The 15,716-nt window shown below is 36.6% G+C and carries 19 protein-coding genes; all 19 read right to left on the bottom strand.

Annotated elements, in window-relative coordinates; all coding sequences use genetic code 11:
- Positions 1-12 precede the first annotated feature (12 nt).
- Complete coding sequence (locus ACFSFW_RS04470) at positions 13-1,077, bottom strand: protein-glutamate methylesterase/protein-glutamine glutaminase (protein WP_304215593.1); 1,065 nt, start codon at positions 1,075-1,077, stop codon at positions 13-15.
- 10 nt (positions 1,078-1,087) lie between these two features.
- Positions 1,088-1,957: a MinD/ParA family protein gene (locus tag ACFSFW_RS04465; RefSeq protein ID WP_304215595.1), complete on the bottom strand. Its 870-nt coding sequence runs from the start codon at positions 1,955-1,957 to the stop codon at positions 1,088-1,090.
- Complete coding sequence (gene flhF, locus ACFSFW_RS04460) at positions 1,954-3,132, bottom strand: flagellar biosynthesis GTPase FlhF (RefSeq protein WP_304215598.1); 1,179 nt, start codon at positions 3,130-3,132, stop codon at positions 1,954-1,956. The genes ACFSFW_RS04465 and flhF overlap by 4 nt, the downstream gene beginning before the upstream one ends.
- Positions 3,129-5,165, bottom strand: a complete 2,037-nt coding sequence (gene flhA, locus ACFSFW_RS04455) for a flagellar biosynthesis protein FlhA (RefSeq protein WP_304215601.1) — start codon at positions 5,163-5,165, stop codon at positions 3,129-3,131. The genes flhF and flhA overlap by 4 nt, the downstream gene beginning before the upstream one ends.
- A gap of 70 nt (positions 5,166-5,235) precedes the next feature.
- On the bottom strand, positions 5,236-6,318 hold the full coding sequence (flhB, locus tag ACFSFW_RS04450; RefSeq protein ID WP_304215604.1) for a flagellar biosynthesis protein FlhB: 1,083 nt from the start codon (positions 6,316-6,318) through the stop codon (positions 5,236-5,238).
- A complete protein-coding gene (gene fliR / locus ACFSFW_RS04445; protein ID WP_388035524.1) occupies positions 6,319-7,095 on the bottom strand; it encodes a flagellar biosynthetic protein FliR in 777 nt (258 codons plus the stop codon). It abuts the gene before it with no gap.
- 4 nt (positions 7,096-7,099) lie between these two features.
- Positions 7,100-7,369 carry a flagellar biosynthesis protein FliQ gene (gene fliQ, locus ACFSFW_RS04440; protein ID WP_099352432.1) on the bottom strand — a complete coding sequence of 90 codons (270 nt, stop codon included), beginning with the start codon at positions 7,367-7,369 and terminating at the stop codon, positions 7,100-7,102.
- A gap of 15 nt (positions 7,370-7,384) precedes the next feature.
- On the bottom strand, positions 7,385-8,050 hold the full coding sequence (gene fliP, locus ACFSFW_RS04435) for a flagellar type III secretion system pore protein FliP (RefSeq protein WP_099352431.1): 666 nt from the start codon (positions 8,048-8,050) through the stop codon (positions 7,385-7,387).
- Complete coding sequence (fliO, locus tag ACFSFW_RS04430; protein WP_304215609.1) at positions 8,047-8,694, bottom strand: flagellar biosynthetic protein FliO; 648 nt, start codon at positions 8,692-8,694, stop codon at positions 8,047-8,049. Before fliO ends, fliP begins: the two co-directional genes overlap by 4 nt.
- 74 nt (positions 8,695-8,768) lie before the next feature.
- Positions 8,769-9,131, bottom strand: a complete 363-nt coding sequence (gene cheY, locus ACFSFW_RS04425) for a chemotaxis protein CheY (protein WP_099352429.1) — start codon at positions 9,129-9,131, stop codon at positions 8,769-8,771.
- Positions 9,132-9,150: 19 nt separating this feature from the next.
- On the bottom strand, positions 9,151-10,368 hold the full coding sequence (gene fliY / locus ACFSFW_RS04420) for a flagellar motor switch phosphatase FliY (protein WP_304215614.1): 1,218 nt from the start codon (positions 10,366-10,368) through the stop codon (positions 9,151-9,153).
- Positions 10,361-11,362 carry a flagellar motor switch protein FliM gene (fliM, locus tag ACFSFW_RS04415; protein WP_304215617.1) on the bottom strand — a complete coding sequence of 334 codons (1,002 nt, stop codon included), beginning with the start codon at positions 11,360-11,362 and terminating at the stop codon, positions 10,361-10,363. Before fliM ends, fliY begins: the two co-directional genes overlap by 8 nt.
- Positions 11,363-11,401: 39 nt before the next feature.
- Complete coding sequence (gene fliL / locus ACFSFW_RS04410) at positions 11,402-11,827, bottom strand: flagellar basal body-associated protein FliL (RefSeq protein WP_304215619.1); 426 nt, start codon at positions 11,825-11,827, stop codon at positions 11,402-11,404.
- Positions 11,828-11,849: 22 nt separating this feature from the next.
- Complete coding sequence (locus ACFSFW_RS04405; RefSeq protein WP_099352425.1) at positions 11,850-12,044, bottom strand: flagellar FlbD family protein; 195 nt, start codon at positions 12,042-12,044, stop codon at positions 11,850-11,852.
- A 42-nt stretch (positions 12,045-12,086) separates the two neighbouring features.
- Entirely contained in the window at positions 12,087-12,866 is a 780-nt protein-coding gene (gene flgG / locus ACFSFW_RS04400) for a flagellar basal body rod protein FlgG (protein WP_099363011.1), read from the bottom strand.
- 82 nt (positions 12,867-12,948) lie between these two features.
- Positions 12,949-13,320, bottom strand: coding sequence for a TIGR02530 family flagellar biosynthesis protein (locus ACFSFW_RS04395; protein ID WP_099363012.1), 372 nt, complete (start codon positions 13,318-13,320; stop codon positions 12,949-12,951).
- A gap of 11 nt (positions 13,321-13,331) precedes the next feature.
- Positions 13,332-13,799, bottom strand: coding sequence for a flagellar hook assembly protein FlgD (gene flgD / locus ACFSFW_RS04390; protein WP_388035516.1), 468 nt, complete (start codon positions 13,797-13,799; stop codon positions 13,332-13,334).
- A 6-nt stretch (positions 13,800-13,805) separates the two neighbouring features.
- Entirely contained in the window at positions 13,806-15,101 is a 1,296-nt protein-coding gene (locus tag ACFSFW_RS04385; RefSeq protein ID WP_388036023.1) for a flagellar hook-length control protein FliK, read from the bottom strand.
- Positions 15,102-15,141: 40 nt separating this feature from the next.
- On the bottom strand, positions 15,142-15,714 hold the full coding sequence (locus ACFSFW_RS04380; RefSeq protein ID WP_304215629.1) for a MotE family protein: 573 nt from the start codon (positions 15,712-15,714) through the stop codon (positions 15,142-15,144).
- Positions 15,715-15,716: the final 2 nt, after the last annotated feature.

Genomic DNA, 15,716 nt, shown 5'->3' with positions numbered 1-15,716 from the left:
ACACCCCTTTACTTATGAAAGGCTAAGTACGGTCCTTGCTATATCCTCTAAATTTTCAACTCTATCAACTAAATTTGTTTCAATAGCTGCTTTTGGCATACCAAAAACGATTGAAGTTTCCTTCGATTCTGCTATCGAAACCACTCGTCCAGTCTGTTTTAGTTTTTTTAATCCACTTGAACCGTCCGTTCCCATTCCTGTCATGATGATCGAAATTGTTTGAATCTCCTTCAATTCACTAATTGATTCAAATAGGACATCTACAGATGGTCTGTGTCCATTCCGTATTTCACTGTCATCGAGATTGACAGCGAGCATAGTGCCACTCTTTTTTATTTTCATATGATAACCACCAGGGGCAATATAAGCTGTACCGGCCTTTAACATTTCCCCATCTTCAGCTTCTTTAACGGTAATATTACATAAACCATTGAGCCTGTTGGCTAATGATTTAGTAAAACCCGCTGGCATGTGCTGAACAATTACAATTGGTGCTGGATAATTTTTCGGAAACTCTGGGAGGACCTGTTGCAAAGCCCGAGGTCCCCCTGTTGAAGTACCCATGCAAACAATTTTATTCATACTATTATTTGGTTCTAGGTCTATTTTACTATAATCTACTATTCTATTATTAGAAATTTCTTGTATTTTTATTGGACTTTTAAGTAAGGTTACGTTTATTTTTCCAGCATTCAGTACTTTTGTTACAATTTCATTTTTTATCAGGTGAAGATCAATAGAAATAGGTCCTGATGGTTTTTGAATAAAATCAACAGCCCCGTTTTGCATCGCAAGTAATGTTTTGTCTGTTCCTTCTTTTGTTGTGCTTGAAAGCATTACAACTGGACGGGGATGTTCATTCATGATCCGTTGTAATGCTTCAATTCCGTTCATTTCAGGCATTTCAACATCTAACGTTACAACATCTGGGTTGAGTTTTTCAATTTTGTTCAGGGCATCGATTCCATTTCTCGCAGTTCCAATAACGTTAATTCTTGAATCTTCCTGAAGGAAATTTGAAATAAGCTTCCTCATAAATGCTGAATCGTCTACAATAAGAACATTTATTTTTGTCATCGCTAAACTCCTATCTACCACGTACGAAAAAACGCTGTAACTTTGATATAAAGGACGTATGTTGATTTTTCTCCTGATTTTTTTCATTACCAAGATAACTTTTGCAAATATCAAGTAAATTTTTGCTGATTACTGCTTTAGGGGCATATAGTAAGAATGGCTCTTGGTGACTAACTGCCTTTTGGACAGTTTTGTCATCGAGCAATACACCTAGTAGGTTGATCTCTTTTATTAGAAATTGAAGAACAGCCTGTTTTAATCTTTTCAAGGTTTGCATTCCTTCAGACTCATTATCAGCTCGGTTCACAATCAAATACATAGGAATCGATTGGTCAAATAAACAAATATATTTAATGACTGAGTATGCATCAGTAATAGAGGTTGGCTCAGGTGTGGTAATGACAAATATTTCGTCCATTGCCATAAGAAATTTAACACTTTCCTCGGACATACCAGCGCCCATATCAAAAATAATGTAGTCATAATCATGTAGTACGGATTGCAATTGGTCAATTAAATACTGCGATTTGCTTTCATCCAGCTTAAACAGCGAAGGTAAGCCATTACCACCCGCAATATAGTCAATGCCATCTGGACCTTTGATTAGCAGATCTGTGATCGATAGATTTTTTTCAAACAAGTCCACAATCGTATGGTGGGCTGTTATTCCCATTAAAATATCAATATTCCCCATTCCAATATCCATATCAAACAACAAAGCCTTCTTGCCAAATTGTGATAGGGCAATGGAAAAATTCAATGAGAAATTGGATTTACCAACTCCACCTTTTCCACTGATTACAGCTATTGTCTTCGGTTGGTCTTGTTCGTTATTCATCGATCCTAGCTTGTTACGAAGAGCTGTAGCTTGGTCTATCATGATTCATCGACTCCAAGGATAGTATTAGTGATAAGAGCTGGCGTAGCCACGACAATATCATCTGGCACATTTTGACCATTCGTTAAATATGCGACACCGATACCAGAATCAGCAATTAAATTGACCATCGCTCCGTAGTTTGCCGTTTCATCCACTTTCGTAAATATGAATTTGGAAATTGCAATTTTAGAAAACTGTTCATAAATCACTTTCATGTCGCTCATTTTTGATGTTAGTGAAAGCACTAAGAATGTTTCCATATCATTTGAAAAATGGATTAAATCATTCAAATCGTCAATATATTTTTCATTTCGGAAGTTCCTGCCTGCAGTATCAATGAATATAACATCATAATCCTTATAGGCTTCCTTTGCTTTTTTAAAATCATCAAAAGAATAACAAACCTCAACAGGAGCACTAAGGATTTTTGCATATGTTTTTAGTTGCTCAATTGCAGCGATTCGAAATGTATCCGTTGTAATAAAGGCAATTTTCTTTTTGTCCTTCAACATGCTGTCCGCTGCAATTTTAGCGATGGTCGTAGTTTTTCCAACACCTGTTGGACCAACCACATTAATATATTTTTTTTGAAAGGTTAAGCCACCGTATTCAACTCCGGAAATGACGGAAGCCATACATTCCTTTGTCCATTTCTTGACTTCTTCAAATGATGCTTTATCTGATGTCATGTACCATTTTTCCATTAAAGTAGTCATCATTTCTTTTCGAATGGATGGATCGATTTCTTGATCGATCAGCATTTGATTTATTTCCTGTAAAGGTGCTGGATAAGGACTACTATCAACAGATAATTCTTTTATTGCAGCTCTTAGTTCTTTCATTTCTTTTACAAGTTCTGGTGCCGACTCTGACGGTTCCTTTGCTTGTTGTGTATTTACAGGTTTGGGAATATCTTGTTTAATTGAGATTGGTTCAGATTTTATATCGATAACCGCTGGTTTTTTATTTTTTTCTTTCGGTTGCATTGTTTGATTCTTAGGGACTTCAGAATCAATAGCTGCTATCACTTCAAAATTCTTTTTACGAAAAAGGCCGAAAAACCCTCTTGTTTGAACAACCTTAGAATTTAAGATTACCGCATCACTACCTAATTCAGCACGAATCATTTTCATTGCTTCTGGCATGGTAGTAGCTATATACTTTTTTACCTTCAATCTATATTCACCACCCCAACACTTTGAACTTCAACATTCGCCTCAAGCTCGTTATAAGAAAGTACAGGAACTTGCGGAAAATATCGTTCAATTAATTGTCTTACATACATTCTGACCGCTGGAGAACATAGTAAGATCGGTGTTTGCTCTTGTATACTAACACTTTCGATTTGTTTCGCTATCGCTTCAATGATGGATTGTGACACATTTGGATCAATTGACAGATAGTTTCCATGTTCCGTTTGTTGAACACCATCTGCGACAAACTTTTCAACTCTACCTGATAGTGTTACAACCTTCATTGTTTCACCTTGGACAATGTATTGATTGGTTATTTGTCTCGCAAGCGATTGTCTAACGTATTCAGTTAATAAATCTGTATCAGTTGTCATTCGTCCAAAATCTGCGAGTGTTTCAAAAATGATAGGCAGATTCCGAATGGACACATTTTCTTTAAGTAATTTAGCTAAAACCTTTTGAACATCTCCTACTGCTAGTGGGTTTGGCGTAACCTCATCTACTAATATTGGGTATGATTCTTTTAGATGGTCAATCAGTTGCTTTGTTTCTTGTCTACCCAGTAATTCATTGGCATTCCTTCGGATAACTTCAGTGATGTGTGTTGACACAACAGAAGGAGGGTCAACGACCGTATATCCTAGCATTTCTGCCTGATCTTTCATATCCTCAGATATCCATTTTGCCGGTAAGCCAAAAGAGGGTTCGATGGTATCGATTCCTTCAATCGAATCATCCTCATAACCTGGGCTCATTGCTAAGAAGTGATCAAGTAAAAGTTCCCCTCTTGCCATTTCACTACCTTTAATTTTCAAGCGATATTCGTTTGGTTGTAATTGAATATTATCCCTAATTCTAACAACTGGAATCACTAACCCCAACTCAATCGCCAATTGTCTACGGATCATCACGATTCTGTCCAGAATATCTCCACCTTGGTTTGTATCAGCCAACGGTATCAATCCATAACCGAACTCAAACTCAATGGGGTCGACATTTAACAGACTCACGACGCTTTCTGGACTTTTTAAATCCTCTACTTGTACTTCTTCTTCAGTATCAGGCTCTAATTGATTCTCCTGATCCTTACTTTTAGAAATCATATAGGCACCAATAGCTAAAAAACTTGAGATAGAAATTGTTAAAAAATCATGGATTGGAGTAAACAAGCCTAAAAGGAAAATCGTCCCTGCAGTCACATATAGCATCTTTGGATATGCAAATAATTGCTTTGTAATATCTGTTCCTAAATTACCTTCAGACGCAGCACGAGTAACCACAATCCCTGTTGCTGTTGAAATTAATAGAGCAGGAATCTGACTAACAATACCGTCCCCTACAGTTAAAAGGGTAAATTTAGAAAGCGCCTCTTGGAATCCCAAGCCATGCTGTGTCATTCCAATGATAAACCCAAAAATCAAGTTGATAAGAACAATAATAATCCCTGCTATTGCATCCCCTTTTACAAACTTACTTGCCCCGTCCATTGCCCCGTAAAAGTCTGCTTCTCTACTTACTTTATCACGGCGCTCGCGGGCCTCAGTGTCAGAAATCATACCCGCATTTAAATCAGCATCGATACTCATTTGTTTCCCTGGCATTGCATCTAATGTAAAACGTGCTGCAACCTCAGAAACACGTTCAGAACCTTTTGTAATAACAACAAATTGAATAATAACAAGGATTAAAAAGACAACAAATCCGACAACCACATTCCCACCAACAACGAAGGTACCAAAGGTATGCACAACCCCACCGGCATCCCCTGTAGCGAGAATAGATCTAGTTGTAGAAACGTTTAACCCTAATCTAAATAAGGTTAATAGAAGCAGTAAAGAAGGGAAGATTGAAAATTGAAGTGGTTCTTGCATATTCATCGAAGTTAAAAGAACTAACAATGCAAGAGAAATATTAATAATAATTAAAATGCTTAGCATCCAAGATGGAAATGGAATAATAAGCATCGCAACTATTAAGATGACACTTAATAAAACTGATAAATCTCTTGCTCGCATTGTTTTCTCTCCTTTAAGTCAAAAAACACATAAGTTGATGAGGAATTTGTAATAATCTCTTAAATATTGTTTAAATCTTTTCTTTCAAGCGGTATACATAAGCAAGAATTTCGGCTACCGCTTTAAAATACTCTTCTGGTATGGCATCCCCAATATTCGTCCCAGCATAGAGGGCTCTTGCAAGAGGACGGTTTTCGATGGTCGTGATTTCATGCTCTTTTGCAATTTCCTTAATTCGCCCAGCAACAAAATCTACACCCTTTGCAACTACAAAGGGAGCATCCATTTTGGATTCATCATATTTTAAAGCAATTGCATAATGAGTTGGATTTGTAATTATGACATCTGCTTTTGGCACCTCTTGCATCATTCGACTCATTGCCATTTCACGTTGCTTTTGCTTTATTTTTGATTTAATCAGGGGGTCTCCTTCCGTCTTCTTATATTCATCTTTAATATCCTGCTTAGACATCCTTATGTTTTTTTCATAATCATATCGTTGATAAAGATAGTCTAAGAACGATAAGAATAAAAGTGCCCCACCAGCAAATAACCCCATCTGAACTGTAAGTTTGGCAAGAACAATCAAAGCTGCTCCAACGGTTTTCTGTGACAAAGACAAAATATCTTCCAAACGGAACCAAAGAATCGAAATCGTAACGCCACCTACGATAACAATTTTCAAAATTGATTTAAGCATCTCAACAAGCGCACGTATCGAATAAATTCGTTTAAATCCTTGAATCGGATCAAGTTTATTTAACTTCATTTGAATCGCTTCTGTTGAAAATAAAAAACCAACCTGCATCAGGTTCGCTGCAATTCCAACGACAAGGGCAACAATCATAATCGGTGCTAATATAATTGCGGCCTCTAAAGATAGTTCAATAAAAATTTCTTGAACACTTTGTTCAGTCGGAGTAATCAATAAATAATGACTAAATGAATGACTAATAAGAGTTAATATACGATCTAAAATGAAACCACCAAAAACAAGCAGTGTAAAAAAGATCGAAATCAGCAGGAGGGCGGTGTTAATATCTGCACTTTTTGCAACCTGCCCCTTTTTTCTAGTTTCTTGACGTTTTTTAGGAGTGGCTTTTTCTGTTTTTTCACCTGCAAAAAATTGCAGGTCAAGACGCACAAAATACATCTAGCTTCCTCCTAATAGTTCCATTAAACCTCGCATCGTAAATAACATATTGTCGACCAGGTTTCCCACGAGCATAAAAATCATCGTCATCGCGATAAATAATACAACAAAACTAACCCCGATTTTTAATGGAAGACCTACAACAAATACATTTAATTGTGGGACTGTTCTCGCCACTATACCTAGAGCTATATCTACTAAAAATAATGCACCAACGACTGGCATTGACATTTGAAATGCAATGATAAACATTGTACCGAAGGCTTTTAGAACAAATACCACTATATTTTTATCACCAAATGGCAGAGCTTGTTGTTCCATTGGAATAAATTCATAGCTATAAAAAATTCCATCCAACAATAAATGATGACCATTAATAGCCAATAAAAAGAGGAGTGCAAACGTATATAAATATTGTCCCATCAATGGACTTTGCGCCCCCGTCTGTGGATCAATAACATTGGCGATGGCAAACCCCATCTGAAAATCTATAAAGCCTCCCGCAATTTGAATCGCAGCGAAAATCATATAAGCTGTTAACCCAATTAGGAGACCTACCATAGCCTCTTTAAGAATTAACATGATGAAAAAACCATCAATCTGGAGAATTGGTTTTTCCATAGATAGGAACATAATCCATGAAATAAAGAAAGCAATTCCGATTCGATGTGATGCCGGTAATGTCCGATATGAAAACAATGGCATCGTTACAAAAAAACTTGTTACCCTTACTAGTACAAGTAAAAAGGCAGGAAAATAGGTATATACCTCAGTCATTTTTTTACCCTACAAATCTTGTTAAATTACTAAAAATATCATGCGTATATGCGAGCATCCTTGACAGCATCCACGGTCCAAAAAATACCAACCCGACTAGAACGGCAATAATTTTGGGGATAAATGCCAGAGTTTGCTCCTGAATTTGGGTTGTCGCCTGGAACACACTCACTACCAACCCAACAACTAATGCCACTAATAATAGTGGACCACAAATCATTAAAGTCGTATATACACCTTTTTCTGCTAATGAAATAACTGCTTCAGGACTCAAACTGTTCACCTACTCTTAGAAGGTCTGTAATAAGGATTTAACAATTAAATACCACCCGTCCACAAGGACAAATAATAATATTTTAAACGGCAAAGAAATCATTACTGGCGGAAGCATCATCATCCCCATGGACATAAGGATACTTGCAACAACCATATCGATTACAAGAAACGGTATAAAAATCATAAAACCAATTTGAAATGCTGTTTTAAGCTCACTAATCGCAAAAGCTGGTACCAAAGCGGTCAATGGAATATCCTCTATTGTTTCCGGCCTATCAGCTCCTGAGTAATTTAAAAATAACTCCAAATCCTTCTGCCGGGTATGTACACTCATAAATTCCTTGAACGGTAAAGAGGCACGATTATAGGCTTCCTCTAAATTAATTTCCTCATTAAACAAAGGGGTTAAGGCTTGTTCATTGACCTCACTTAATGTCGGCGCCATCACAAAAAAGGTTAAAAACAATGCCAGTCCGATCAGTACCTGATTTGGAGGCATTTGTTGTGTCCCAAGTGAAGTTCGAACAAATGACAACACAACAATTATCCTTGTGAAACTCGTCATTAAGATCAAAATACTAGGACCTAGTGAAAGAACAGTCAAAAGAAGTAGAAGTTTAACTGATGTCGATACATTTTCAGGGGCACTAGTATTAAAAAATTCCATAAATTCATTCATTCTTTACTAGACTCCTTATTTTCAAGTTGCTCGACAATTTTCTTTCTCCCTTGTTTTAATTCTGATAATTGCTTTTGTAACATGGAGGAAAAATGAGTTTGGTCCCCATCTTTGACTTCTTTTCTTTTTTGAATCATCCGGTTTAGAATATCTCTAGGTTGAATCATGGAATCCAATGATGCATTATGCTGTTCCAAAATTTCATTAATTTCATCCGTGTCTTTGATTTCCTTGAGAAGTTGAACGGTATCTCCAACCCCCACTACTAAAATCCGCTCCCCAACCTTCACAATTTGAATGGATCGGTTTGTTCCTAAACTTGTCCCACCTAGATTTTCAATGAACCTATGCTGATTAAACATGCGATTTCTTTTATTAACAAATTTTAATAATAGGTAAATGAGTGCAATGACAAATAACGTTGTAAAGATCATTTTAAAAAAATCGCCTGCTGTTAGTTCATTGGCAGATTCTGCGGTTTCAATAGCGTCCGTTTCCTGCTCTTTATCTACTTGTTTTTCTTGATTTCCAAGTGCATCACTTACACTTTTATCAATGTGACCATCTTCAGCTTGTACAGGAAAAGTGACAAGCAAGGCATGAAAGAAGATAAGTGCAAGAATAACTTTTTTAATATATTTCAATTTTGTTGCCACTCTCCTGAATAAATAGAATTACAAAGCTCGACTTAGGTGTTATATTATTCGGTAAGTTATTGTTAACTTAGTGTTTTGCTGATTGCTTCAATCACGCGGTCTGCTTGAAATGGCTTTACAATAAAATCCTTCGCACCCGCTTGGATAGCATCAATAACCATGGCTTGTTGACCCATAGCTGAACACATAATAACTTTTGCATTTGGATTTATTTTTTTAATTTCTTTTAATGCTGTAATTCCATCCATTTCTGGCATAGTAATATCCATTGTTACGAGGTCAGGTTGAGTTTCTTTATACTTTTCAACAGCTTGTGCTCCATCGGCTGCTTCTGCTACAACTTCGTATCCATTTTTAGTTAGGATGTCCTTAATCATCATTCTCATAAATGCTGCATCATCTACAATAAGAATTCTGTGTGCCATTAGAATAGCCCCCTACTTTTTAATTCAATTTTTTTATTCGATCACTTTGGCTAATAATATCGGTGATCCTAACACCAAAGTTCTCTTCAATAACAACTACTTCACCTTGTGCGATAAGTTTCCCGTTTACTAAAACATCTACCGGCTCTCCTGCAAGCTTGTCCAACTCAATTATGGAACCCGCAGACAATTCAAGAATTTCTTTAATCGAACGTTTGGTTCTACCTAATTCGACCGTAACTTGAAGTGGAATATCGAGTAACATATTTAAGTTTCTAGATTCAGCTTCTTGTAAATGGATCGATTCAAATTCTGAGAACACCGCAGGTTGAATTTCGGGTTGTTTCACCTGGAATCCTCCTAGATGCTGCGGGCCACTATTTGAAACTGGCTGATTATATTCAGGTTGTTGAACCTGCTGAGTAGGTTGATAGGATGTATTTTGCACATCATGGTGATCAGTATTATGTTGATTCTTTATTAACATTTCATCGTCAACATGGGAAGACGATCGTTCCATTGTTGGGGCTACCACCTCTGCCTGTGGGGAGAGAAGCTCTCCAACAAGGTCTTTTCCAAATTGAACTGGCACGAGCTGCATGATTGTGGAATCAATAAGTTCTCCAATTTTCAATCGAAATGATATTTTCACTAAAATATCATCAAGCGGAAGATTTTCTACACCGTTGCTATGGCTCATGTCAAGCATGTCAATGCTAGGTGGAGAAATATCAATTTTCTTGCTAAAGACAGTTGACATTGAAGTTGCGGCAGAACCCATCATTTGATTCATCGCCTCTTGTACAGCACTTAACTGAAGTTCTCCTAAGTGTGTTGGTGCTGCAAGACCGTTCCCACCAAGCATCAAATCAGCAATGATGGATGCATCACTTTGTTTAATGACTAACAGATTTGTTCCTGTAAAACCAGCTGTATAGTTTACATAGACCGTTACACATGGGTGTGGAAACTCATCTGCAAGTTGAGAACTCTGGATAAGCGTTACATTTGGGGTAGTAATTTCAACCTTTTGATTAAGTAATGTAGAAAGAGCGGTTGCCGAACTCCCAAAAGATATGTTCCCAATTTCCCCGAGTGCGTCCTGTTCAATTAAAGATAAAAAATCCTCGATAAGGGGTCTATTATTGTCTGCTACCGGTTCTTCGTTGTCTAAGTCTGCTGTACCTCTAAGTAATGCATCAATTTCATCTTGAGATAGCATATTACCATTATTCATCTTCACTGCCCCCCTCTTTTATTTCCTTTAGGATTTGAATGGCTTGTTTCTTATTTACCTTACCAACCTGCGCATAAAATTTCGGGATACCTTCAATTTTTACATCAATTGGCTGTTCAATCATTTTGTCAAGCTGAATTGTATCGCCAACGTCTAATAATAAAAACTCCTGAATGGCAATATTGGCTGTACCTAATTCTGCAACAATTGGTAATTTTGTGTCCTTAAGATTGTTTTTAATAGTGGCCAGTTCCTCTGTATTCCGTTCTTTTCTAGGAGCCGTTTGCATCCAGTAATGTGCCGAAAGTTTAGGAATAATTGGCTCAAGAATCACATGGGGGATACAAATATTAATCATCCCACTTGTCTCACCAATTTGAGTATTTAGTGAGATAACAACAACCGTTTCATTTGGAGAAACCATTTGAAGGAACTGTGGATTCACTTCAAAATCAGTTAAAATTGGGTCAACTTCAACTAAATTAGCCCATGCTTCCCTGGCTTGATCAAATGCTTTTTCGAACATATTACTCATAATTTTTGTTTCTATTTCAGTTAAACTCTCAATCTTATTTAGTCCTGTTCCTTTACCTCCAAGTACTCGATCGAGCATGGCATAGGCAATATTAGGGTTGACTTCTAGTAAAACTCGCCCTTCGAGTGGAGGCATTTCGAACACATTTAGAATGGTCATTTTGGGAATCGAACGTATAAATTCTTCATATGGCACTTGATCAGCTGTTCCTACTGTGATTTGTACATACGTTCGAAGCTGAGCTGAAAAATAGGTTGTTAATAATCGTGCAAAATTTTCATGTATTCGGGTGATACTTCGAATCTGATCCTTCGAGAATCGAAGTGCCCTTTTAAAATCATATACTCTAACTCGACGCTCACTTTCTTCTTTCTTTAGTTCTTCCGGATTCATTTCACCGGTTGACAAGGCTGAAAGTAAAGCATCTATTTCACTTTGCGATAATATTTCACCAGGCAAGGTTCCACCTCCGCTCATTACGTCATTTAATTAAATTGGTTACTGCGGAAGAAAGGATGTCGCATAGACTTTTACGACAGTACCATCTTGCATTAATTCATTTATTCGGTCCTTTAATCTATTTTCAAGATTCACGATTCCTTCTTCACCTTTAAATTCTTCAGAAGTCATATTGGAAAGTTCCTTAATAATGATGTTGCTTATTTGGAATTCTCGTTTTTCCAATTCAACTTTGCCTTTTTTACCATCTGTTTGAATGTTAAAGGATATACGGATATAATCATCACTTAATAGTTTTGTTGTGATTTCTGGAATTTCTACAGTCGCTTTAAGTACCTGATCAATCGATGGTTCCTTTTCACCTTCACCCGCTGTCACCTTCGTTAAAATGACAAATGCAGTGGTACCGACTAATGTGATCGTACTTAAAATGATGACCATTACCACAAGAAGCTTATTTTTCATAGCACCCTATCCTCCCCAAGCATTAACGAAGGCCAAGTACATTTATTTTTTGATAAAATTCATGAACCTTCACATGTACATCCTCTTCTGTTTCTTTTACAACAAATTTTTTACCATTTGTTAAGGTAATGGTTGTATCAGGAAAGGATTCAACCTGTTCAATATATAATGCATTTAATGTAAACTTTTTATCATTTAATTTCGTTAAAGTAATCACTTTTTGTCGGGGTTTTAGAGTTGACTAAAACCCCTTACCCCCTTAACGTTTTAGGTTTACGAGTTCTTGAAGGATTTCATCGGATGTGGTGATGATACGAGTGTTCGCTTGGAATCCACGCTGAGCAACAATCATTTCTGTAAATTCTTCAGAAAGGTCAACGTTAGACATTTCAAGAGCACCAGCCATTAATTTTCCACTTCCCCCATTTCCAGCTGTTACTGCTGTTGGAGTTCCCGAGTTGAGCGTTTCAATAAAAAGGTTATCCCCAAATTTTTCAAGTCCATCAGGATTCGCAAATATACTGATTTCTAATGTTCCTGCCGTTTGTAAATTACCAGCATTGTCTACATAACTTACAACACCAGCTGAGTCAATACTAAAACTTTGGGCATCTGAAGGTATTGTAATATCTGGCACAACATTTAGTCCGCTGCCATTTACTAATTTTCCTGTTTCGTCTAAATAGAAATTACCTGCTCTTGTATAGAAGTCAGTTGTACCGTCAGATACAGTAAAATAACCAGATCCGGAAATAGCTAAATCAAGTGGACGGTTAGTAGATTGAATACTTCCTTGTGTAGAAATAGTATCAATTGTAGATAATGTTGAACCTAAACCAACCTGCTTTGGATTCACACCGCCTCTTGTACCATCATTAGCTTTTGCACCTTGAATCGTTTGACTCATCATATCGGAAAATACTGCTCTCCCTTTCTTGAATCCGTAAGTATTGACGTTAGCGATGTTATTACCAATTACATCTAGTTTAGTTTGAAAGTTTTTCATTCCACTGATTCCTGAATACATTGAACGTAACATGTTATTTTCCCCTTTCAATTATAGGTGGCGTCTGTCGGTCGGCACACCTTGGCTTCCTGTTAAGGTCCAGCCTGATAAATGATTAATCTAAAATAATGGTTCCATTAATATTAGTGAAAATCTGAGAATTTGCTTCATCTCGATTCATTGCTGTGATAACTGTATTATTTGGGACATTTACAATTAATGCTGCATTATTGGTAACGACCAATGAATCTCGAATTCCCTTCGTTTTTGCTTCTGTTATTTTTGTTTGGATTTCTTTCCATTTAGAATCTTGAATGTTAATGTTTCTTTCATCTAATCTTTTTTGTGCATGCTTACTTATTACTAAGCCTGACTCTTTTGCTAGAGTATCTTTAAAAGAAACGGTAGGCTGCTCTCTATGCTGCACTTTGTTCCGTGTTTGTAATGACAAAGGATGATTTTGTATTTGTAGAATACGATGATCCATCTTTACACCTCCTATTCTTCCTCGTTAGAAGGTTCCTTCACTTTTAAAATTTCATCACTATAAATCTTAGTTCCGCCCTTTAACTCTAGCTCAATATATCCTGATTTTTGTGATACAGATGTTACAATTCCTTGTCCTTTATTGATGATTTCATTTCCATTCTCATCTTCAGTTTTAAAGCTGTATTCAACTTCTTTTCCTATCATAGAGCTATATTTTAAAAGCTGTTCACCCTTCTGGCTAGTCACGAATTTCTCTAACGTACTATTCATATTTGTCATTTGTTCAAGTGAAGTAAAGGTTGCCATTTGAGCAATAAAATCCTTATCTTCCATTGGATTCATTGGATCTTGGTTTTGGAGCTGTGTCATTAAAATCTTTAAGAAGTCATCTTTTCCTAAAATATCATTTCCAGTTTTTCTTTCTTGCTTTAGATTTGAAAGGTAAAGACTCGAATCTATTTTTGTAGTCACATTCATCACCACCTACACTTTAATATTGACAAGCTCATCCAATAGAGCAGTTGTAAAGGAAACATCCTCATTAGGCTCTTGATTATTTTGTTCCTTCTGTTGTCTTCCTGATTGCTGACCATGTTGTTCATTTTCTCTTTGCAGATTTCTTTCAGTTTGATACTGAAGCTGTGTTGAAACTTCAATTTTTTCGACCGAAATGTTTTGTGCTAAGAAAGAGTGTTTTAGGTTTGTTAACTGTGACTCTACTAATTCCTTTGCCTGACTCGTTGAAGCCAAGATTCTTGCAATCATACCTGCTTCACTTTGAAGAATTTCAATTCGTAGTGAACCAAGATGTTCTGGATATAAGTTAATTAATAATTTTTGCTGCCCGCCACTATTCAAAAAGCTGCTTCTTGCTAAGATGTTTTGAAACTGTTTAATGAATTGTTGTTGATTCGGTAACGGTTTACTCGTTTGTTCAACGTGTAAAGTAAATTGCTCGACCTTAGAAAGTTGGTTGGAACTGATATCACCTACAGAATTAGCTTCATTTGAAGTTGCTATAACTTGGTGAGTACTTGCTTTTTGCATTAACTTATCAGCTGTAACCGCCTGTGTCGTTTCAATCCCTTTTGGTGCCGCAAAATATCTCGAGTGTACAGTTTGCAAGTATTGAAGACGCGACTGAGATTCAGTCAATGGTTTCTCGACTAAAGCAGTCTTGTTTTCTAGCGATTGCATCAACTCTTGAATAAGCTTAAGTGACTTTATATCGGTTGGGTCCTTTGAAACTTTAGGACTTGTTGTCAATTCCTCGTTAGAAGCGACCTTCAATTGCGTTAGTAGGTTTAATAGATCAACCTTATTAATGACTGGTTTTTCTTCTACTAAATGTGTAACTACTAATAGCAATGCAGATTGTTCAGCCTCTCCATACGTTTGTCCAACTTCCAGCTCGATTTCACCATTTTGAATTCCAGTGATAAATCCTTTTATTTGGTCGACCAAATCAGATGGAAGTGTCAGAAATACATCTTCTAAAACAGATAAACCGAATTCTTCCTTTATAAAAGTCTGAAATTCAGATAAGACTTGGTTGGTTGAAGCCATAGATGAGGAATCCTCTTCTTTTACTGCGCCAAGACTAGGAGTAAGCTTTAGCTTAGAATCTTTGAAAAGTTTAGGATCGCTCTCTGTAATAGCATCTAATTTTTCCCGAAAAGACAATTGTAAAGTACTATTTCCTTGGAGGAAGCCATTACCCAGACTTGATTTAACAGCCTTTCTAATTGCTCCTGTTGATGGTTCCAAATTCACTACCATATTCACATTACTTCACCTCCCTTCAAGTCTAGTTCAACCATTATTGGGTAATTAATTGAGTGAATTTCGCTGCATCCTCAGGCGACATTTTTTCAAAGATTGCGGCTAGTTTTTCAGTATCAATACTTGAAAGAATCTCCCTTGCCTCATCTTCTTTTAAATTCGGAATAATTCTTGCCGCATTTTTCGGAGACATCAGCTCATACATTTTGGTTAATTCATTTAATGATTTGCTTTTAGCTAAACGTTCTTCCTGGAGTTTTACAAGCTCATCTGAAAGGTTATTAATCTCATTTTCTAATGTCTCGATTTCATCGCTCTTTGTTACCAATTCGTTTTCTAATTGCGTAATCTCCGTTTCCTTTTCCTGTATCTCAGACTCTAAATCAGCGATTACTATTTCATCCTCTTCTGGATTCTGCTCTTTTTTTTCATCACTAATAAGAGAACTAATTGCTGGTACTTTGGCAACGAAATCTTTCATAACTCCAAGTGGCTTAAAACCAGCAACAGAAAGAAGTGCAAAAACGACAACTAAAGTAAAGATAGACGGTATAAGAATGACAAACAGGAACCATTGAAATCTGCTGTATTCTTTTTCGTTTGTCTCCATTT

Source organism: Ferdinandcohnia salidurans, assembly GCF_042680725.1.
In the GTDB taxonomy this organism is placed as follows: domain Bacteria; phylum Bacillota; class Bacilli; order Bacillales; family Bacillaceae_L; genus Ferdinandcohnia; species Ferdinandcohnia salidurans.
The sequence above is the reverse complement of the archived record's forward strand: the minus strand, read 5'-3'. Positions and strand labels throughout refer to the sequence as shown.